The organism is Streptomyces sp. AC558_RSS880 (assembly GCF_019049255.1).
Classification (GTDB): domain Bacteria; phylum Actinomycetota; class Actinomycetes; order Streptomycetales; family Streptomycetaceae; genus Streptomyces.
In genome coordinates, this window is record NZ_JAGMUJ010000084.1 from 271,495 (window position 1) to 290,131 (window position 18,637).

The following is an 18,637-nucleotide window of genomic DNA, read 5'->3' on the forward strand; positions in this document are numbered from 1 at the left end:
GACTCCTCTCATGACTGACATGGAGTCGTTCCGGGACGCGGTCACCACGTGGGCGGCCGGTGGTCCCGACGACCCCGCGCGCGAGCTGGCCGCGCGACTCGGCGTCCGGACGGTGGTGCTGCTCGAAGGGCTGAGCGACGCCGCGGCGGTCGGCGCGCTGGCCGCGGGCCGCGGCCGGGACCTGCCGGCCGAAGGTGTCTGCGTCCTGCCGATGGGCGGCGCGATGAACGTCGGGCGCTTCGCCCGCCTCCTCGGACCACCCGGGCTGGACCTGCGCCTCACGGGGCTCTGCGACGAGGGCGAACGCGGTTACTACGCCCGCGGGTGGGAGCGGGCCGGTGTGGCACGGCAGGAGTTCTTCGTCTGTGCCGCGGACCTGGAGGACGAACTCATCCGCGCGCTGGGGGTGACGCGGGTGGAAGAGCTCATACGGGCGGAGGGCGATCTGCGCCCCCTGCGGACCTTCCTGAACCAGCCCGCCCAGCGGGAACGCACCGCACAGCAGCGGTTGCGGCGCTTCCTCGGCACGAAGAAGGGCCGCAAGATCCACTACGGTCGCGTCCTCGTCGAGGCACTCCACCCCGAGCGCGTGCCCGCCCCGCTCGACGACCTGCTCACCAGCCTCTGACCGGCGGGCGACGGGTCGGGGAAGGACCGGTCGCCGAACAGGACGCGGGCGGCCGCGGCCCGGCCGAGCGGCGTGCGCAGCACGGCGAACGCCGCTGTGGCCGCGGCCGGTGTCCGAAGGTGCGCCAGGCCTCTGCGCAGGGTGAGGCGGCCTCGGAACTGTGCGCGCAGGGTGGCTCCGCTGTAGTGGGCGAGGGGGTCCGCCCCGCCCGACCGCAGTGCGGCGTCGAGGACGGAGGCGGCCAACTCCGACAGTCGCAGGCACGGGTCCAGACCGCCGGCGGTGAGCGGGGAGACCGCGCCTGCCGCGTCGCCCACGAGCAGCCCGTCGGCACAGGCGATGCGGCGCAGGACTCCGCCGACGGGTATCGGGCCCCCGCGTCGCTCCACCGACTCGGGCCGGTTCACGCCGGCCAGTCCGGGAGCCGAGGCGCTGAAGCCTTCCATGGCGCGGCGCAGTCCCCGGGGGAAGCGGTCGGCGTAGCCCGCGACCCCGACATGGGCGTGCCGCCCGTCGTTGACCACCCAGGCCAGGTACCCGGGGGCGAGCGAGGGGTCGAGGACGCAGTGGAAGGTCGGCGGTTCGCCGTTCGCGGGCACCTCGAAGACCTCTTCGGCACCGACCAGCAGCCGGCGGTTGCGGTCGAGGCCGAGGTCGCGGGCGACGCTCGAACGGGCTCCGTCCGCTCCGACGACGAAGCGCGCCCGGACCGCGGTCGGGCCGTCGCGGCCCACCAGGCGGAAGGTGTCGTCTTCCCGGCCGGCGTAGCGCGTGCCCAGTGCCAGCCGCACGCCGGCCTCGACCGCCGCCGTGGCCGCCGCCTCGTACAGCGGCGCCATGTCGCCCACCCGGAACTCGTCACGGTCACTGACCAGGCTGACGGGGAGGCGCAGGCCAGGAGGGTAGAGCACCACGCGCCGGATCGGCGGCCCGAGGTGTTCGTCGGGCAGCGGGAAGTCGTCCAGCGTCTTCCGTACGAAGATTCCCGTGGTGCGGATCGCACCGGTGAGGCCGGTCCGCCGCTCGGCCAGGAGCACGTCGTGGCCCCGCCGGGCGAGAAGTGTGGCGACGTGGAGGCCGGCCAGCCCCGCGCCGACCACCAGCACATCCGTTTCGACCGTGTCTCCGCGGGTGCGGGCTGCTGTGGGCATGGCTGTGCTCCTTCGGGCCGTCGAAGGCGAACGCTTCGATCGAATCACGATGGGAAATTATCGAAATTCGATAGGTGCGGCAAGTGGGGGGCACGCCTCGCTCCTGCGTGGCACCTCATCGGCGCCGGGTGTGAAGCGGGTGTGCACCTTGTTCGCCGGAAGGACGCAAGGGCGCGTGCGCACCCTGGCCAGGTACCGAACCGGCCTGGACACTGGGCGGGTCGGTGACCGATCGGCCGAGGCCGGAGAGGACGCGCCCATGAGGTTCAGCTACGCCCTGTTACCCGACTACCCGCTGCAGGACTCGCTGGCGTCCATCAGACTCGCCGACGAACTGGGCTTCTACGCCTGTTACGCCGCGGACGAGACCTGGCACAAGGACATGTGGCTGCTGTTCGCCGCGGCCGCCGGCCAGACGCGCACCATCCGCCTGGGGCCCAGCGTCTCCCCCGTCACCCTGCGCGAGCCGACGCTGATCGCGCAGGCCCTGGCCACGCTCGACGAACTCTCCGACGGCCGGGCCGAGGCGGTGCTGTCCAGCGGCAACTTCGGCCTCCTGGCGCAGTACGGCATCGACTGGACCCGGACCCGGCCCCTGTCCCGCGTCAAGGAGGCGCTGCACGTGGTGCGGACGCTGCTGGACGAGGGCACCATCACCCACCGCGGCGAGTTCTACTCCTACGACGGGCTGTTCACCTTCGCCCGCCCGGTCCAGCGGCGCGTGCCCCTGAAGCTCGGGGCGATGCGGGGGCCCAGGTCCTTCGAGGCGGCCGGTGAACTGTCCGACGGATGCCACCACGCACTGAGCTACACCGCGGAGGCCTACGCGTACGCGGTCCGCCACATCAAGGCCGGGGCGGAACGGGCGGGCAAGGACTGGCGCTCCCTCGACATCGGCGCCTGGGTGGTGTTCGCCACCGGGCCCGACTCCCGGGCGGCGAAGGAGGCGGCCCGCAGCATGGTGGGCATCTACGCCTCCTCCATGCCCGAGGAGCAACTGCGCCGCAACGGTGTGGAACCCGCCGAGCTGAAACCGGTGATCGAGGCGATCGGCGCCGGCGATCTGGCACGAGGCATCGAACTCACCACACCGGAGGTCGCCGAGCGGCTGTCCGTCGCGGGCACACCGGCCGAGTGCGCGGAGAAGATCCGTACCCAGATCGCGCCCAGCGGCGTGAACCACGTCATCTGCGCCCTCACCGACCGGCGGCTGGTGCGGGCCTTCACCGGCCGGGACCTGGACGGTGTGGCGGACGCCGACGACCAACTGCGCCTGATACACCGGGAGATCATGCCCGTGCTGGCCTGAGGCGCGGAGGCACGGGCTCCTCACGGCGCAAGAGCACGGGAACCCTCTGTGACAGCAGTCGACATCACGGCAAGGCGTCGGCTGAGGAAAGCCCCGCGACCGGTCGGCACAAGCCCCGTCGCACTATCGGTCCGGCCTCCCGGACGCGTCGTTGGCGCAGCGGAAGCCCAGGTTGGCCGAGGACGACTCCGGAGTGTTGGAGGAGCGGGCCGCGACCCGGTAGCGGTTGCAGTAGGAGTCGTGGCAGAGGTACGAGCCGCCGCGCAGGACCCGTGCGTTCCCGGTGTCCGGGCCGCGCGGGTCCTCCGGGGCGGAGTGGGCGTAGTAGGTGGGCGAGAACCAGTCGGCGCACCACTCCCACACGTTGCCGGCGGTGTTCCACAGGCCGAAGCCGTTGGGGCGGTAGGACTTCACCGGCGCGGTGGTGAGGTGGCCGTCCTCGGCGGTGTTGGTGTGGGGGAAGCGTCCCTGCCAGATGTTGCAGCGCCAGCGGCCGTCGGGGGTGAGGTCGTCACCCCAGGCGTAGCGGCGTCCGGCCAGGCCGCCGCGTGCCGCGTACTCCCACTCGGCCTCGGTGGGCAGGCGCTTGCCCGCCCACCGGGCGTAGGCGGTCGCGTCGTTCCACGAGATGTGGACGACGGGGTGGTTCTGCCGGCCGGTGATGTCGGAGCGGGCGCCCTCCGGGCGGCGCCAGTGGGCGCCCTTGACGTTGATCCACCAGGGCGCTCCGGCCGCGTTGCCGAGGATGTCGGTGGCGGGTGCGTCGACCACGAGGTGGAAGACGGCCGAGGAGCCGTAACGTTCGGCGTCCGTCACATGACCGGTGGCCTTGACGAACGTCGCGAACTGGGCGTTGGTCACGGCGGTCTCGTCGATGTGGAAGGGCTTGAGACGCACCGCGTGGACCGGCGTCTCACCGTCCGCGCGGTACCCCTCGTCGAAGGCGTCACCCATGGCGAACTCCCCACCGGACAAGTGGATCTGTCCGCGTGTCGAGCGTTCCCGGGCGGCAGCCGCCGACAGCGGCCGCTCCCCCGCGGGGGGCATGGTGATCGCGACCGGTGTGCCGGTGACGGCAGGGGTGCAGCAGGGGCGGTGATCGCGCGTCATGCGTCGTAGTCCTCCGTCACGTCCGGTAGGTGGATTCGTCGAGCCCGCTCAGGGTCGGGTCGTGTCCCACTTCGCCGACGTCGTACATCGACGTCATCCAGTGGTAGAAGTTGTCACCGCGCTCCCGCAGCACGCCGTACAGGCGGCGCATCATGCGGGAACGGACTTCCGCCTGTTCGGGGTGGGCGTAGACGTTCTGCAGTTCGTCCGGGTCGGTGTGCAGATCGTAGAGCTCGTTGACGGAGTCGGGATTGACGACGAGCTTGTACCGGTCCTCGCGCAGCATGCGCTGCGGGTACGGGAAGTGATGGCCGTGGAACTCGCAGACGATGTCCTCGTCCCAGTCGACCGACTCGTCCTGCACCAGAGGCAGCAGACTGCGCGAGTCGACCGCGGCCTTCGGGTCGATGCCGGCCAGGTCGAGAATGGTCGCGGTGCAGTCGAGCAGACTGACGAACTCGGAGCGTACGACACCGCCGGACGCGCCCGGGACCCGGACCAGGCCGGGCGTGCGGTAGATGTCCTCGTACATCGCCGGGCCCTTGTCGTGCAGCCGGTGCGAACCGGTGAACTCACCGTGGTCACAGGTGAAGAACACCGCGGTGTCGTCCACCAGCCCGAGCCGCTCCATGGCCTCCATCACCCGGCCGATCTGCCTGTCGATCAGCGCCACGTAGCCCCAGTAGACCGCGATGAGCTTGCGGGTGGTCTCGATCGGCATGGTGTCGAAGGTCCAGTGCGCGCTGTAGTTGCGCTGGACCGGAGGCTTGCCCTGGAAGGTCTCCGCGATGGACCGCGGCAGCTCCACGTCCGCCGGATCGACCAGGTCGAAGTACTCGTCGGGGAGGATGTACGGCAGGTGCGGTCCGAAGAAGTGCAGTGCGAGGAAGAAGGGCTGTTCCCGCTCTCGCGCGTCGGCGGCGTACCGCTCGAGCTGCTCGATGGCGCGGGTGGCCAGGTAGTGCTCGAAGGTCGCCTCGACCGGCTGGTGCAGCCGGGCGGCGAGCAGGTTGCCGGGACCGCCGTTGGGCAGGGTGCCGCGGATGCGGTCGCTGATCTCGTACGGCGGCAGACCGTGCTCGTCGAGATAGGCGAGGTAGTCCGGGTGGTCCACCGGGTTGTGCCAGCCGGGCAGTTCCGGACCGTCGAAGCCGTAGTCGGCCGCGGTCCGGCGGGTGCCGACGTGCCACTTGCCGATGAGGCCGCAGTTGTAGCCGTTCTCCCGCAGGGCGTGGGAGAAGGTGAACTGGTCCTCGGCCAGGTCCTCGAGGTAGCCGACGTTGCGCTCGTGGTTGGCGAGCAGTTTGTGCCGGAAGGGGGCCTGGCCGGTCAGCAGGCTGGCCCGGGCCGGGGTGCAGATCGCGGTGGGGGTGTACCAGCGGTCGAAGCGGGTGCCCGTGGCGGCGAGGTCGTCGAGAACCGGGGTGTGCGCCAGCGGGTTGCCGTAGGCGCCGAGGGTGTCCGCCCGGTGCTGGTCGGTCATGAGGAAGAGGATGTTCTTCCTGGACGCGCCGGACGTGCCGGGCTCGCCGGCCCCGCTGGTCGCGTCGGCCGGACGGGACGTGCTGGACGAGGTCACTTGCCTGCTCCGATGAAGAGGTCGCCGGTGTAGTAGGTCTTCGGGTCGACGGGCTTCTTCAGCTTGCCCGTCTCGACGAAGTAGTCGTTCATGCCCGTCAGCCACTTGGCGATGGTGCCGTCCTTGGTCAGCGAGTCGAGTTCGTCCACGCCGAGCACCTTGTTGTTCGCCGCGTCGGCCTTGACCTGGTCGACGGGGAGCTTCAGCTTCTCGGCGGTGAGTTCGATGGCCTCGTCGGTGTGCTCGGACCGGAACTTCATGGCGTCGCGGAGGACGGCGAGGACCTTCTCGACCTTCTCCGGGTTGTCCTTCACCAGCTTGTTGCCGGCCACGAACGCGGTGGGGAAGGAGACGTCGTCCTCGAAGTCGGTGTTCTTGGCCAGCTCCTTCATGTCGGGAATCTGCTTCTTGATCGTGGCCGCGGCCGGATACCAGAAGCCGGCCGCGTCGACCTGCTTCGAGGAGAACGCGGAGACGATGGTCGACGGATCCATGGGGACGACCTTGAGGTCGTCCTTGGTCATCCCCGCCTTCTGCAGGGCGAGCGTGAGGATCATGTCGCCAGAGGTGCCTTCGGGAACGGCCACGGTCTTCCCCTTGAGCTGCTCCATCGAGTCGATGCCCGGCTGGGCGATGACCCGGTCGGAGTTGCCCAGCGTGTTGATCGCGACGACCTTGGCCTGACCCGAGGCGGGCAGCCACATCGCACCCGGGCCGATGTAGCCGAAGTCGAGGTTGTTCGTTCCGAGGGCCTGGATCTGCAGCGGCCCGTTGGTGAAGACCTTGGCCTCCGCCGTCAGCCCGTGCTTCTTCCACAGGCCCTCGGCGTCGGCGATGGCGATCAGGCTCGCACCGTTGAAGTCGTTGATGTAGCCGAACCGCACCTTCTCGCCCGACCCGCCGGAGTCCGAGCCGCTGCCGCACGCGGTCAGCAGCGCCATCGCGGACAGGCCGGCGAGCGTGGCGGAGAGGTATCTGCGGGTGGTGGTGGACGGCATCGCGGGGAGTCCCTTCCGGATCATGGTGTCGAGGCGTGGGCGGCGGAAGGGGCGGCGGTGCGGCCTTCCTGGTGGTAGACGGAGTGCCACACACGGTTGCGCAGTGCGGCGAACTCGGAGCTGAGGCGGAATTCCTCGTTGCGCTCGATGGCGGGGTCGACCTCGATGACGTCGTAGATGCGCCCGGGGCGGGCCGCCATGACGATCACCCGGTTGGCCAGGAACACGGCCTCGTCGACGTCGTGGGTGATGAACAGCACGGTGCGCTTGTCCTGGCTCCAGGTCTCCAGCAGCTGTTCCTGGAGTTTCACCCGGGTCAGGGCGTCGAGGGCGCCGAACGGTTCGTCCATCAGGAGGATCGAGGGGTCGACGGCGTAGGCGCGGGCGATGGCGCACCGCTGGCGCATGCCGCCGGACAGGGTCTTGGGCAGCGCGTCGGCGAAGCGTTCCAGGCCGACCAGCTCGATGAAGTGCTCGGCACGGCTCCGGCGTTCACCCTTCGGGACGCCCGCCGTCCGCAGGCCGAACTCGACGTTCTGACGGACCGTCAGCCAGGGGAAGAGCGCGTACTGCTGGAAGATCACGCCGCGCTCGGGTCCTGGCCCGGACACGGGCGCGCCGTCCACCAGCGCACGCCCCGCCGTGGGTGTCTCCAGCCCGGCGAGGATGTTCATGAGCGTGCTCTTGCCACAGCCCGAGGGGCCGACGACGGTGACGAACTCATGGTCCTCGATGTCGACCGAGACATTGTCGAGGGCGGTGAAGGTCTCCCGGCCCAGGGCGAAGGTCTTGGTGACACCCTGAACGGATATCTTGGCCGGCTTACTGGTCATCGGCGTTCCTGCCATCCGGTGAGCTTGCGTTCCGCGAGGAGGAGGACCCGGTCCATGAGGAGACCGAGGATCCCGATCGAGATGAGCCCGACGAAGATGGTCGGGAGGTCGTAGTAGAGCTGGGCGTTCTGCATGCGGTAGCCGAGCCCCTCCTGGGCCGCGATGAGCTCCGCGGCGACCAGCGTGGCCCAGGCCGAGCCGAGCCCGACCCGCATGCCGACGAGGATGAACGGGGTGGACGCGGGCACCACCACACGGGCGAAGATCGTCGGGTCCTTGGCGCCCAGGACCCTGGCCGCGTTGATCAGGGTGCGATCGACGTTCACCACACCCTGGAAGGTCGAGATCACGCACGCCAGGAACGCGGCGAGGAAGATGACGAAGATCTTCGGCGTCTCGTCGATTCCCATGACGACCACGGCCAACGGGATGATCGCCAGCGGCGGAATGGTGCGGAAGAACTGGATCCAGGGTTCCATCAGGCCGCGCGCGGTGCCGTACCAGCCCATGAGGAAGCCGACCGGGACGGCCGCGGCGGTGCCGAGGGCGAAGCCGATGAGTACGCGGGTCAGGCTGGCGAGGACGTCCTCGCCGAGGGTCCCGTCCGCGATCAGCGTCCCGGCCCGGGAGACGACCTCCGGCGGTGTCGGCAGTTTGAAGCCGGCGGCCGCCGCGGCCCACCACAGTGCGATGCCGAGCACGACGGACACGGCGTTGAGGATCAGGGGAAGCCCGCGCCGGCCCGGCCGCGAAGGCGCCGCCGCGGTCTTCGTCGTGTTCGTGGTGCCGGCGTCGTCCGGGGCCGGGGGCGTCTGTCCGGATGGTTCGGCGCCCCGCTTTTCAAGGACGGACATGGGCGGCTCCTTCGGTGGTGGAAACGCGGGCATCGGTGTCGCCCTTCACGTCGGCGGTTTCGGGATACCTCGCCAGAAGCGGGGAGTTGTGGAAGACGGCGGCGAGGGCGCCGATCGCCCCGTCGTCGTCCGAGAGCCGCGCGGCCTCGACGACGGGACCGGCCGACGCGGTCGGGAAGAGGTCGGCGGCGAGGGTCGCGGCGACCTGCTCCACGATGACGGGCGCCAGCTGGGTGATCTCGCCGCCGATGACGACCTTCGCCGGGTTGAGGGTCATGGTCGCCGCTCCGACGACGCGTCCCAGGGCCCCGGCTGCCTCGCGCAGCACCCGGTCGGCGACGGGGTGCGCACGGGCCACGGCGTCCGCCAGGTCCCGCAGGTTCTCCAGGGGCAGACCGAACTCCCAGCAGGCCGCGAGGATCGCGGGGACCGAGGCCACCGTCTCCAGACAGCCGCGCTTGCCGCACCGGCACGGCCGGCCCGCCGGTTCGACGGTGACGTGCCCGAGCTCGCCGGCCAGTCCGGCCGAGCCGGTCACCAGGTGCCCGCCGACGACGAGACCTCCGCCGACCCCGTCCGACAACCGTACGTAGACCAGGTCGGCGACGCTCTCGGCGCCGCTGATCGCCTCGGCGAGAGCGGCCAGACGGGTGTTGTTGTCGACGATCACCGGTGCGTCGAAGCGTTCGGCGAAGGCGACGTCGACCCCGTCCGGGGCCGGGCGGAGCACCGTCCCCAAGGGGGTGGTGCGGGGCGGGGCCGCTCCCTCCGGGGCCGGGTAGGGCCCCGGCACGCCGATGCCGATGCCCTGAAGCGCTCCGTAGTGGACACCGGCCTCGGCGCTCAGCCGCTCGACCAGGTCCAGGGCGAGTCCGGTCCGCACCTGCCAGGACGCCGTGTCGTCGTAGCGGGCCGCGCCCGAGGCCATGATCTCGTGCGAGGCGTCGGCCACGGCGACATGGACGCGTCGATGGCCGAAGTCGACGCCCATGAACTGCGCCGACGCGGGGTCGAGCGCCAGCCGCTCGGCCGGCCGGCCACTCCCCTCACGCCTGGAGGCATCGGTGTCCACGACCACGATCGCGCCTCGTTGCAGGAGGCTTCCCGTGATCTCGGACAGGGTGGTGCGGGACAGGCCCACGACCCGGGCTATCTCACCGCGGCTCATGGCGCCGTTCTCCTGCAGCGCACGCAGGACGCGTTCCTCATGGGTCCGTCTGACCAGTGCGTGCACTCCGCTGGGCATCTGCATGCCGGTCAAGGTAGGGAGGCCGGATTATTTCGTCAACACTCCGACAGAAAAACGCAACGAAGCGTTCATAAGGCCTGATGGACAATGCCCTGAGTGCGTCGGTCAACGGGGATTATTCGTCCGAGGTGTTGACGTAAATGCGTCGGTGTTCGCATGCTGTGCGGCACACCCCCGCCCCACAGCCCGCCCTGGGCTGCCCTTTGGGGTTCCTGGCGGGGACGACGAAGGAGAACGCGACTGATGGCCGATGCCCGGAACCGTTTGCGCCGACGCTCCCTGCTGGCCGGTGCCGCCGGCGTGGGGGCGGCAGCCGCCCTTCCCGTGACCGCCGCGCAGGCCGCCACACCCGCGCCGTCACCGGCCACGCCGTCCCCGGCCGCGTCGGCGCGGCGTCACCCGTCGAACTGGCCCGACCCCGCGCCGTACGGTGTCGCGGACACCCGGCTGGACCTGTGGCCGCGGGAGGACAACTCCTTCCTGCTGCCGCTGGAGCTGCGGCCCCGTGACCAGGAGCGCGGCCAGGTGTGGATACGCGACACCTACGTCAACTGCTTCGTCGTCGACGGCCGGCCGGTCTACGTCGCCACGGGCACCAGCCGCGTGCCCGGGCTGGAAGCGGCCGGCCCGTGGAACGACGGCATCTTCGTGTGGACGGCGCCCTCGCTCGAGGGGCCGTGGAGACTCGCCGACACGACCGGCATACGGCCGGACGCCGAGAAGGGCAAGGTGTGGTCGCCCGAGTTCGTCGGGGAGAACCGGCCCGGCCGCACGGTCGTCGCGCCCTGGCAGGAGTACTGGCACGACGACCGCTTCGGCAAGCGCGGCAACGCGTGGGCCCCGGAGGTGCACCACTTCAAGGGGAAGTGGTACATCCTCGCCTGCACGGGCGACCACTCCCGCAAGGTGGGCTCGTTCATGCTGGTGAGCGAGGGCGGCGTCGAGGGTCCGTACCGGCTGGTCGAGGGGAACCTGGAGAAGCCCTTCGGCGAGTCGTTCATCGGGGGGCCGGCGTTCATCGAGCCCGGCGCCTACTTCCACATCGACGGCGGCCTCTACACCGAGGGCGACGACGCGTGGCTCGTGCTGCACAACGACCTCTACGCCAAGTTCCGGGACGACATGGAGGACATCGTCACGACGACGGACCTCCCGAAGTTCCAGCAGACGCCCTACTCCCCCGAGCCGTACCTCGAGGGCGCGTACGTGTTCAAGTACAAGGGCAAGTACTACCTGCTCCACGCCGCGTGGGACCGCACGTCGGTCGATGCCTACGGAAGCACACGCAACGCCTACGACCCGCCCGGGCCGGGCCGTGTGCAGTACCAGTACGACGTGATCGTCGCCGTTTCCGACAGCTTCGAGGGGCCGTACTCCGAGCGGTGGACCGCGGGTGTCGGCGCCGGTCACAACAACTTCTTCGAGGACCACAAGGGCGGCCTGTGGGCGACGTTCTTCCGGAACCCGGCCCAGGGCTACTGGAAGGACCCGGAGCGCGTCGCCGACGCCGCCGTGCCCGGTGTCGTACGGCTGGAGTGGACCGGCAGGAAGGACGCCCGCCTGTACGTCGAGCGCCGTGATGCGGGCCGATGACAGGCAGTTGACCCGGTGAGCCGGCGCGTTTCGCCCTGCCTCGCCGGTGGCCCGCGGAGACCGGGGACGGTCTCCGCGGGCAGCCCGCGGTCCCGACCGGCACGGGTCGTGCCCGGCACGCTGTCACGTGCCACGAGGCCGACGGACAGCGCACGATCGGAGCGGCAGGCCGGAAGCCGAGCCGACCGCTGCCGACTGCCGTGGGCCTCCCGCCGGACCGTGGTGATCGAGATGTAGGCGAGGGGACGTGCGCGTACGGTCGAACGGTGGACTCCCGAAAGGGCGACCCGGCATGACCAGAAGCAGTCCGCGATCGGCCTCCACAGCGCAGCACGCCGTCCGGGACACCGGTGGCGGGGGAAACACGATGGCGCTGCTGGTCATCGCGTCGTGTCAACTGATGGTGGTGCTGGACATCACCATCGTGAACATCGCGCTGCCGCAGATCCAGCGCTCCCTGGACTTCTCCACCACCAGCCTGTCGTGGGTGGTCAACGCCTACACCCTGACCTTCGGCGGTCTGCTGCTGCTCGGCGGCCGGGCCGGTGACATCCTCGGCAGACGGCGCGTCTTCGTCGCCGGCGTGCTGCTCTTCGTACTGGCGTCGCTGCTCGGCGGGTTCGCCCGGAACTCCGGCCAACTCCTCGCCGCCCGCGCCCTCCAGGGCGTGGGAGGCGCCATCGCCTCCCCGACGTCCCTCGCCCTGATCAGTACGACCTTCCGCGAAGGGCCGGAACGCAACCGGGCCTTCGGGGTCTTCGCCGCGGTGTCGGCGGGCGGCGGCGCGATCGGGCTGCTCGCCGGAGGTGTGCTCGTCGAGTGGCTGAACTGGCGGTGGGTGCTCTTCGTCAACGTCCCGATCGGGCTGCTCATCGCCCTCGCCGCACCACGCTGGATCAAGGAGTCCGAACGCCATCCGGGCCGCTTCGACCTCACCGGCGCGCTGGCCTCCACCGCCGGCATGGTGCTGCTGGTCTACGGGTTCATCAGGGCCGCGCAGGACGGCTGGCGGGACGCGCTCACCCTGGCCTCGTTCGCCGCGGCCGTCCTCGTCCTCGCCGGGTTCGTCCTGGTCGAGAGGAGGTCGAGACAGCCGATCACCCCGCTGCACATGTTCGCCGACCGCAACCGCGCGGGCACGTACGGCATCATGCTGTGCCTGGCCGCGGCGATGTTCGGCATGTTCTTCTTCCTGACGCTCTTCGTGCAGAACGTGCTGGACTTCAGTCCCCTGCGGGCCGGACTCGCCTTCCTGCCGGTCAGCGCGGTCATCGCGGTCGGTGCCGGGCTGACCGCGCGGTTCCTGCCCGTGTACGGGCCCAAGCCCTTCATGGTCGGGGGCGGTGTCCTCGCGGCGGCGGGCCTGGGCTGGCTGACGCTGACCGACGTCCACTCCACCTACGCGGGCAGCGTCCTCGGGCCGATGCTGGTCTTCAGCCTCGGCATGGGCATGGAGTTCGTGTCGCTGACGCTGATGGCGCTGTCGGACGTGCCCGTGCGGGAGAGCGGCGCGGCCTCCGGCCTCCTCAACGCCACCCAGCAGGTCGGCGGCTCGCTCGGTCTGTCCATCCTGGTCACGGTGTTCGGTACGGCGAGCGGCAACGAGGCGGAGAAACAGGTTCCGCTCTTCCTGCGGCAGGCGACCCCCGCCGAGCGCCTGCGCTTCCAGCGCACCGGGGAGCTGCCACCACCCTGGGCCGACGAGGTCCTCACCTCCGGTGTCTCGGCGGCCTTCGTCATGGCGGCGATCTTCGCCGTGCTCGCCGCGCTGATCGCCCTGGTGGCCATCCAGGTCCGCCCCTCCGACCTGCGACGCCTCCAGGGCGGGTGAGCGGGCCCGCCGGTGAGCGGGCCCGCCGGTGACCGGTTCAGTGGCCGCGTCGGCGGACCCTCAGGTCCGTGACCACGGGCCGGTGGTCCGACGCCTCCGTCGCCACCGTACGGGCGCCGGTCACGCGGATGCCGGGCGAGACGGTGATCAGGTCGATGCGCTTGACCGGGTCGATCGCCGGGTACGTTCCGCCGGCGTCGGGGGCGGCGTCCCGCAGACGCTCCCACAGCGGCGCCAACTCGGGGGCCGTCGCCTCGGCGTTGAAGTCGCCGACCAGGACCTTCGGTCCGCGGTCGGCGGCCAGGACGCCGAGCATGTCCGCCACCTGGGCCTCACGGACCGACGGGTCGGCCCGGTAGTCCAGGTGCGTGGTGTAGACGTGCACGTGGGCGCCCCGCACATCGACCACCACCTCGGCGAAGCCGGGCGCCGGGGCCGGTACCGGATCGGGTGTCTGGGTGGAGAGCCGGGTGATCTCGTGGTTCTCGGCGGCGAGCACCGGGTGGCGGCTCAGCACGGCGACGCCGAACTGCCGCCGCTCGCCGTCCCGGTCGGCCGGGTCCAGGTCGTAGATCGGTGCGAAGAACACCCGCATGTCCAGCTTCTCGGCCAGTGCGCGTGCCTCGTCGGCGAAGTCGCTCCGGGCACCCCAGTGGACGTCGACCTCCTGGAGGCCGATCACATCGGCGCGCAGGTCGCGCAGGGCCGCCGCGGTGCGGTCCAGGTCGAAGACCTGGTCCTGGCCGGCCCCGGCGTGAATGTTGTACGTCGCCACCCGCAGCGGCACCGCGGGAGCGTGTGCTCCGGGAGCACCGGCGGCCGTGGCCGGTGCGGCCATGGCCGGCAGGGTGGCGGCGAACGCGGCGGCGAGTACGGCGGTGGCGCGGACAGAACGTCGGGATCTGGACTTCACACCTTCTCCAGGTCGGGTAGGGGCAGGGCCAACACAGTGCGTTCCGTGGGGACTTTCGTCCGTCGTCACAGCACCGTACCGCCCGGTCGGGGCCTGTCAGAATCTCCCCGTGCACCGCCGTGGAACACCCGCCCGCACACGTCTGCGTGAGGACACCCCGTCATGACCCGACCGGCACGGCCGATCCCCGCACGTCATCTGCGTCCGCCGATGGGCTGGAACAGCTGGGACTGCTACGGCACCACGGTGACCGAGGAGGAGGTCCTCGCCGACGCGGCGTTCCTGCGGGACCACTTGCTCGCGTACGGGTGGGACACCGTGGTCGTGGACATCCAGTGGTACGAGCCCACCGCCCGGGCGCACGGCTACAACCCGGACCCGCCGCGGCCCTGTACCGGCTCAGCGGGGTCCGGCCGGGCTCGTCGCGCGGAGGAGCGCGAGCACGGTGTCGGTGGTGTGGTCCAGGTGGCTGCGGCCGTCGGGGCAATACGAGTCGGGGTTGATGCAGCCGCGCCGCCCGACGTGGATGGCCGGGTCGAGCCGGTGCACGGTGATCTTTCCGGCGCGCCGGGCGCGGTCCCGTCCGCTGCGGCGGGACACCCGCCGACGCTGCGGGAGGATCCAGGTGCAGACGCGTTCGATCCGGTCGTGGGCGCTGGTGAGCTGGTGCAGGTGATCGGCGCGGGAGAGGTCGTCGGCGCCGTTGTGGAACCCGCCGAGGGTGATCAGCGGCAGCGGAGCGCCCAGTTGGGTGCGCAGCTCGGCGATCTGGGCGCCGCCGGCCCGGTCGTACAGGGGACGGTACCGGTGGTCGGCGGCGCGGACTCGAGTACGCCTCCGCCTCCTGCGCCACCACGGGCCGGGGAAGGTCCTGCGGGCCCAAGCCGCTCATGGGCGCGTACGGGGACGGTGTGCACGCCGCACCCGTGGCCGGGCCTCCGCGCCGTCGCGGCCGGACGGCGCCGATGCCCCGGACCCGCGGGATCATCGGCGAGGACCTCAAGAAGGAGTGACACGGTGTGTCGTTCCGGGTCCGTGGCGGTGTGGGGGCTCACACGTTCCCCGGGCGCACGCCGCTGAACCGGCTTGTAGCATGGTCGCGCAGGAGCCGGAAGGGGCAACCATGCACACTGGGGACGGCACCGATTCCCTCGAGCGTGCCACGAGGGATTTCATCGCGGCGCGTCCACAACTGTTCGGGATCGCGTACCGCATGCTCGGCAGCTCCGCGGAAGCCGAGGACGTCCTCCAGGAGACATGGGTGCGGTGGCAGAACACCGACCGCGCCGGCATCCACGAGCCCACGGCCTTCCTGACCACGATCACCACGCGCCTGGCCATCAACGTCGCGCAGTCCGCGCGGGTACGGCGGGAGTCCTACGTCGGACCGTGGCTCCCCGAGCCGGTCGACACCAGCCAGGACCCGCAGATGGGTGCGGAGCGCGCCGAGGCGCTGGAACTGGCGGTCCTCCTCCTGCTCGAGAGGCTGAACCCGCTGGAGCGGGGCGCCTACGTACTGCGGGAAGCCTTCGACTACCCGTACAAGCAGGTCGCGGACATCCTGGAGACCAGTGAGGCCAACACCCGCCAGCTGGTGAGCCGTGCGCGCAAGCACCTCGCCGCCGAACGCAAGGAACCCGTCAGCCCCGCCGATCACCGGCGCCTGCTGGAGGTGTTCCTCGCCGCCGCGCAGACGGGCGATCTGGCGGTGCTGGAGAAGGTCCTCGCCGCCGACGTCGTCAGCTACACGGACGGCGGAGGCGTCCGGGGCGCCTCGAGGATCCCGGTCGTGGGACGTGACCACGTGTCCAAGTACCTCACCGCCTTCGCGCCGCGGTTCTGGCCGCCGACGCGGACGCGCTGGGTCGAGGCCAACGGACGGCCGGCCGTGCTCGTCTCCGTCGGCGAGAACGCCGTGGCCCTGCTGTCCGTCGACGTGTCGGCGGACGGGATCGACCGGATCATGTGGGTGATGAACCCGGACAAGTTGTCTCCCTATGTGGCATCCCTGAGCGGCTGAACCGCTCCCCGGTACGGGCTCCGGGCAATGGCCGGCCCACCACCTTCATGACGAGCGTGGCCTCGTGTGCGGGCATCCCCCGTGTGATGGGGGTGTCCGAACCGGGCAAGATCGCCTCGTTCCTCGGTTCGGGCTCCCGGGTGGCGGACGCATGAGCCCCGGGGACGCCGAAGAGCTCGATCCGGTGGCCGCCGGGGAAGGGAACTCCCCCGCTGCGCCGTGACCGGGCGGCGTTCCCGGCCTTCGCGGCCGTCGGGTCAGACCTTCTCCGCGGCGCGCTCCGCGGGAACGGTCCGGCCCTCCGACGGAGCGGCGGGCGCCGCGTCGAGTTCCGCGAGCATGGTCTTCGTGAAGCCGAAGCAGTAGGTGGCGAGGAAGCCCGCCGCATAACCGACGATCAGACCTGCGGCGTAGACGGCGACCGTCCGCGCCGGACCGTGGTCGCCGTCGAGGAGGGGGAACAGCGCCCACCCGGAGGGGCCGATCGCGGTCGAACCGACGTCCGTGCCCAGCTGGTTGAAGAGACCGACGAACGCGCCGCCGAAGGCTCCGCCCGCGCAGGCGGTGACGAACGGACGTCCCAGGGGGAGGGACACGCCGTAGATGAGGGGCTCGCCGACGCCGAGGAAGCCGGGCCAGAGCGCGGACTTGATGGTCGTCCGGATCGAGGTGTTGTGCGGCAGCCGGTAGTAGACCGCGATCGCCGCACCGACCTGTCCCGCGCCCGCCATCGCGAGGATCGGCAGCAGGACGGTGAAGCCGGCGCCCTCGATGAGGGTCGTGTGGATGGGGATCAGGGCCTGGTGCAGGCCCAGCATGACCAGCGGCAGGAAGAGGCCCCCGAGGAGGAACCCGGCGCCCGCGCCACCGTGGGACAGCAGCCAGTCGGCGGCGTCACCGATCCAGGTGGACACCGTACCGGCGAGGAACATCAGTCCGAACAGGGTCGCCAGTCCGGCCACGAGCACGGTGACGGTCGGCGTCACCAGGACGTCGACCGCTTCGGGGACCCGGCGTCGGCACCACTTCTCCACGTACACGCCGAGCCACGCGGCACCCAGAGCACCGAGCACACCGCCCTGTCCCGGTGCGAGGTGCCGGCCGAACGCCTCGACGTCCGCCACTCCCGCGTAGACGATGATCGACGCGACGGCACCGCCCAGGATCGGCGTACCGCCGAACTCCTTGGCCGTGTTGTGGCCGACGAAGACGGCGATCAGCGCCATGAACCCGGACGCCATGGCGGCCAGGGCCGGGGTGACTCCCGGGAGCCAGTGCAGGTTGACCAGCAGGCCGTTCAGACCGGCGATGATGCCGCAGCCGATGAGCGCGGGGATCAGCGGCACGAAGATGTTCGCGATCCGGCGCAGGAAGAGCTTGAACGGCGTCGCGTTCCTCGCCTTCCGCTCCGCCCTGAGCGCCGCTCCCTGTGCGGCGAGCGCCTCGGCCGTCACGGGGTCGTCCCCGCGGTCCGGGGCGGGGGACGCCGTCGCGGCCCCGGTCTTCTCCGCCTCGACCAGGGCCTCGAACTCCGGGGTGACACGCGCCACCGCTCCCGGCCCCAGCACGATCTGGTAGGTGTCGTCCTCGACGACGCCCATGACCGCGGGAAGTGCCTTGAGCCGCTCGTCCTGCACGAGGGACCGGTCGTGCAGCCCCAGCCTGAGACGGGTCATGCAGTGGGCCACCGACGTCACGTTCTGCGCGCCTCCGACCAGGGGGAGGAGGGCGGCAGCGGTGGCGTGGTGCTTGTTCTCTTCGCTCATGGTGCGGTCATGCCTTGCTGTGAGGTGGGGCCGGCACGTCTTCGAAATTTTCTTTCTCGCGTCCTGCTCGAAGCTGAAAGATATTTTCAGCGCCCCGGGGCGTCAAGCGTCCGAAAGCGGCAGGCCACGCAGAGGCCGTCCGCACACCGTTCGCCACCGTGTCGATCGGACCATATGAACGCCGGAAATGTGACGCACGTCACACCTGACTGCTGTCACGGGAAGCCGCACCGTCCCGGTCAGGAGGGTGTAACCGCACTACGGAGGACGGATTCCACCATGGACGCTCGCATCAACCTCTTCGGCAACGCGCTCGCCGGCAAGGTGCTCAAGCACATCAACTCGGCGAACAAGGTGGTGCACGACTCGATCCTGCCGGTCACGACCCAGGAACTGGTGAAGATCCGCGCCAGCCAGATCAACGGCTGCGGCTTCTGCACCGACATGCACACCAAGGACGCCACCGCCGCGGGCGAGACCCAGCAGCGCCTCAACCTGGTCGCCACGTGGCGTGAGGCCAAGGTCTTCACCGAGGCCGAGCGCGCCGCCCTGGAGCTGGCCGAGCAGGGCACCCGCATCGCGGACGCCGCCGGTGGTGTCACGGACGAGGCCTGGGCGAACGCCGCGAAGCACTTCGACGAGGACGAGCTCGCCGCGCTGATCTCCCTGATCGCGATCATCAACGCCTACAACCGCGTCAACGTCATCATCCAGCAGCCCGCCGGTGACTACCAGCCCGGCCAGTTCGGCTGAGGCACCCGCCTCATCCGCCGGGCTCGACGGTCACCCGTACCGCGCCGCCC

General features: G+C 70.7%; 16 protein-coding genes. 6 read left to right on the forward strand and 10 right to left on the reverse strand.

What is annotated here, in order from left to right; translation table 11 throughout:
* Nucleotides 1–10: 10 nt before the first annotated feature.
* Entirely contained in the window at nt 11–628 is a 618-nt protein-coding gene (locus tag KUM38_RS25995; protein ID WP_217132327.1) for a TOPRIM nucleotidyl transferase/hydrolase domain-containing protein, read from the forward strand.
* Here KUM38_RS25995 and KUM38_RS26000 read toward each other — a convergent pair.
* Nucleotides 550–1,779, reverse strand: a complete 1,230-nt coding sequence (locus KUM38_RS26000) for an NAD(P)/FAD-dependent oxidoreductase (RefSeq protein WP_217132329.1) — start codon at nt 1,777–1,779, stop codon at nt 550–552. The genes KUM38_RS25995 and KUM38_RS26000 overlap by 79 nt on opposite strands.
* Nucleotides 1,780–2,038: 259 nt before the next feature.
* On the opposite strand from KUM38_RS26000, the gene KUM38_RS26005 reads away from it, so the two are divergent.
* The gene (locus tag KUM38_RS26005) at nt 2,039–3,088 is read left to right on the forward strand and encodes an LLM class flavin-dependent oxidoreductase (RefSeq protein ID WP_217132331.1); all 1,050 of its coding nucleotides are present in this window, start codon (nt 2,039–2,041) and stop codon (nt 3,086–3,088) included.
* A 123-nt stretch (nt 3,089–3,211) separates the two neighbouring features.
* Here KUM38_RS26005 and KUM38_RS26010 read toward each other — a convergent pair whose 3' ends face one another.
* From KUM38_RS26010 to KUM38_RS26035, 6 genes are all read right to left on the reverse strand, one after another.
* The gene (locus tag KUM38_RS26010; RefSeq protein ID WP_217132333.1) at nt 3,212–4,198 is read right to left on the reverse strand and encodes a formylglycine-generating enzyme family protein; all 987 of its coding nucleotides are present in this window, start codon (nt 4,196–4,198) and stop codon (nt 3,212–3,214) included.
* A gap of 16 nt (nt 4,199–4,214) precedes the next feature.
* The gene (locus KUM38_RS26015) at nt 4,215–5,681 is read right to left on the reverse strand and encodes a sulfatase-like hydrolase/transferase (RefSeq protein WP_254397783.1); all 1,467 of its coding nucleotides are present in this window, start codon (nt 5,679–5,681) and stop codon (nt 4,215–4,217) included.
* A gap of 92 nt (nt 5,682–5,773) precedes the next feature.
* Nucleotides 5,774–6,775 (reverse strand): aliphatic sulfonate ABC transporter substrate-binding protein, encoded by a 1,002-nt coding sequence (locus KUM38_RS26020; RefSeq protein ID WP_217132337.1) that lies wholly within the window; start codon nt 6,773–6,775, stop codon nt 5,774–5,776.
* A gap of 20 nt (nt 6,776–6,795) precedes the next feature.
* On the reverse strand, nt 6,796–7,608 hold the full coding sequence (locus KUM38_RS26025) for an ABC transporter ATP-binding protein (RefSeq protein ID WP_217132339.1): 813 nt from the start codon (nt 7,606–7,608) through the stop codon (nt 6,796–6,798).
* Complete coding sequence (locus KUM38_RS26030) at nt 7,605–8,462, reverse strand: ABC transporter permease (RefSeq protein ID WP_217132341.1); 858 nt, start codon at nt 8,460–8,462, stop codon at nt 7,605–7,607. The genes KUM38_RS26025 and KUM38_RS26030 overlap by 4 nt, the downstream gene beginning before the upstream one ends.
* Nucleotides 8,449–9,714: an ROK family transcriptional regulator gene (locus KUM38_RS26035; RefSeq protein ID WP_217132343.1), complete on the reverse strand. Its 1,266-nt coding sequence runs from the start codon at nt 9,712–9,714 to the stop codon at nt 8,449–8,451. Before KUM38_RS26035 ends, KUM38_RS26030 begins: the two co-directional genes overlap by 14 nt.
* Before the next feature lie 240 nt (nt 9,715–9,954).
* On the opposite strand from KUM38_RS26035, the gene KUM38_RS26040 reads away from it, so the two are divergent.
* Both KUM38_RS26040 and KUM38_RS26045 read left to right on the forward strand, forming a co-directional pair.
* Complete coding sequence (locus KUM38_RS26040) at nt 9,955–11,304, forward strand: family 43 glycosylhydrolase (protein ID WP_217132345.1); 1,350 nt, start codon at nt 9,955–9,957, stop codon at nt 11,302–11,304.
* A 367-nt stretch (nt 11,305–11,671) separates the two neighbouring features.
* Complete coding sequence (locus KUM38_RS26045) at nt 11,672–13,135, forward strand: MFS transporter (RefSeq protein ID WP_254397728.1); 1,464 nt, start codon at nt 11,672–11,674, stop codon at nt 13,133–13,135.
* A 37-nt stretch (nt 13,136–13,172) separates the two neighbouring features.
* Here KUM38_RS26045 and KUM38_RS26050 read toward each other — a convergent pair whose 3' ends face one another.
* Nucleotides 13,173–14,048: an endonuclease/exonuclease/phosphatase family protein gene (locus KUM38_RS26050; protein WP_217132349.1), complete on the reverse strand. Its 876-nt coding sequence runs from the start codon at nt 14,046–14,048 to the stop codon at nt 13,173–13,175.
* A gap of 399 nt (nt 14,049–14,447) precedes the next feature.
* Nucleotides 14,448–14,648: a hypothetical protein gene (locus KUM38_RS42165; protein ID WP_254397729.1), complete on the reverse strand. Its 201-nt coding sequence runs from the start codon at nt 14,646–14,648 to the stop codon at nt 14,448–14,450.
* Between the two features lie 523 nt (nt 14,649–15,171).
* Between KUM38_RS42165 and KUM38_RS26060 the strand changes: the two genes are divergently transcribed.
* Nucleotides 15,172–16,068 (forward strand): RNA polymerase sigma-70 factor, encoded by an 897-nt coding sequence (locus tag KUM38_RS26060; RefSeq protein ID WP_217132351.1) that lies wholly within the window; start codon nt 15,172–15,174, stop codon nt 16,066–16,068.
* A gap of 257 nt (nt 16,069–16,325) precedes the next feature.
* Here the strand turns inward: KUM38_RS26060 and KUM38_RS26065 are convergent, their stop codons facing one another.
* Entirely contained in the window at nt 16,326–17,834 is a 1,509-nt protein-coding gene (locus KUM38_RS26065) for a PTS transporter subunit EIIC (protein WP_217132353.1), read from the reverse strand.
* Between the two features lie 279 nt (nt 17,835–18,113).
* Here KUM38_RS26065 and KUM38_RS26070 point away from each other — a divergent pair, with 279 nt between their 5' ends.
* Entirely contained in the window at nt 18,114–18,587 is a 474-nt protein-coding gene (locus KUM38_RS26070; protein ID WP_217132355.1) for a carboxymuconolactone decarboxylase family protein, read from the forward strand.
* Nucleotides 18,588–18,637 lie beyond the last annotated feature (50 nt).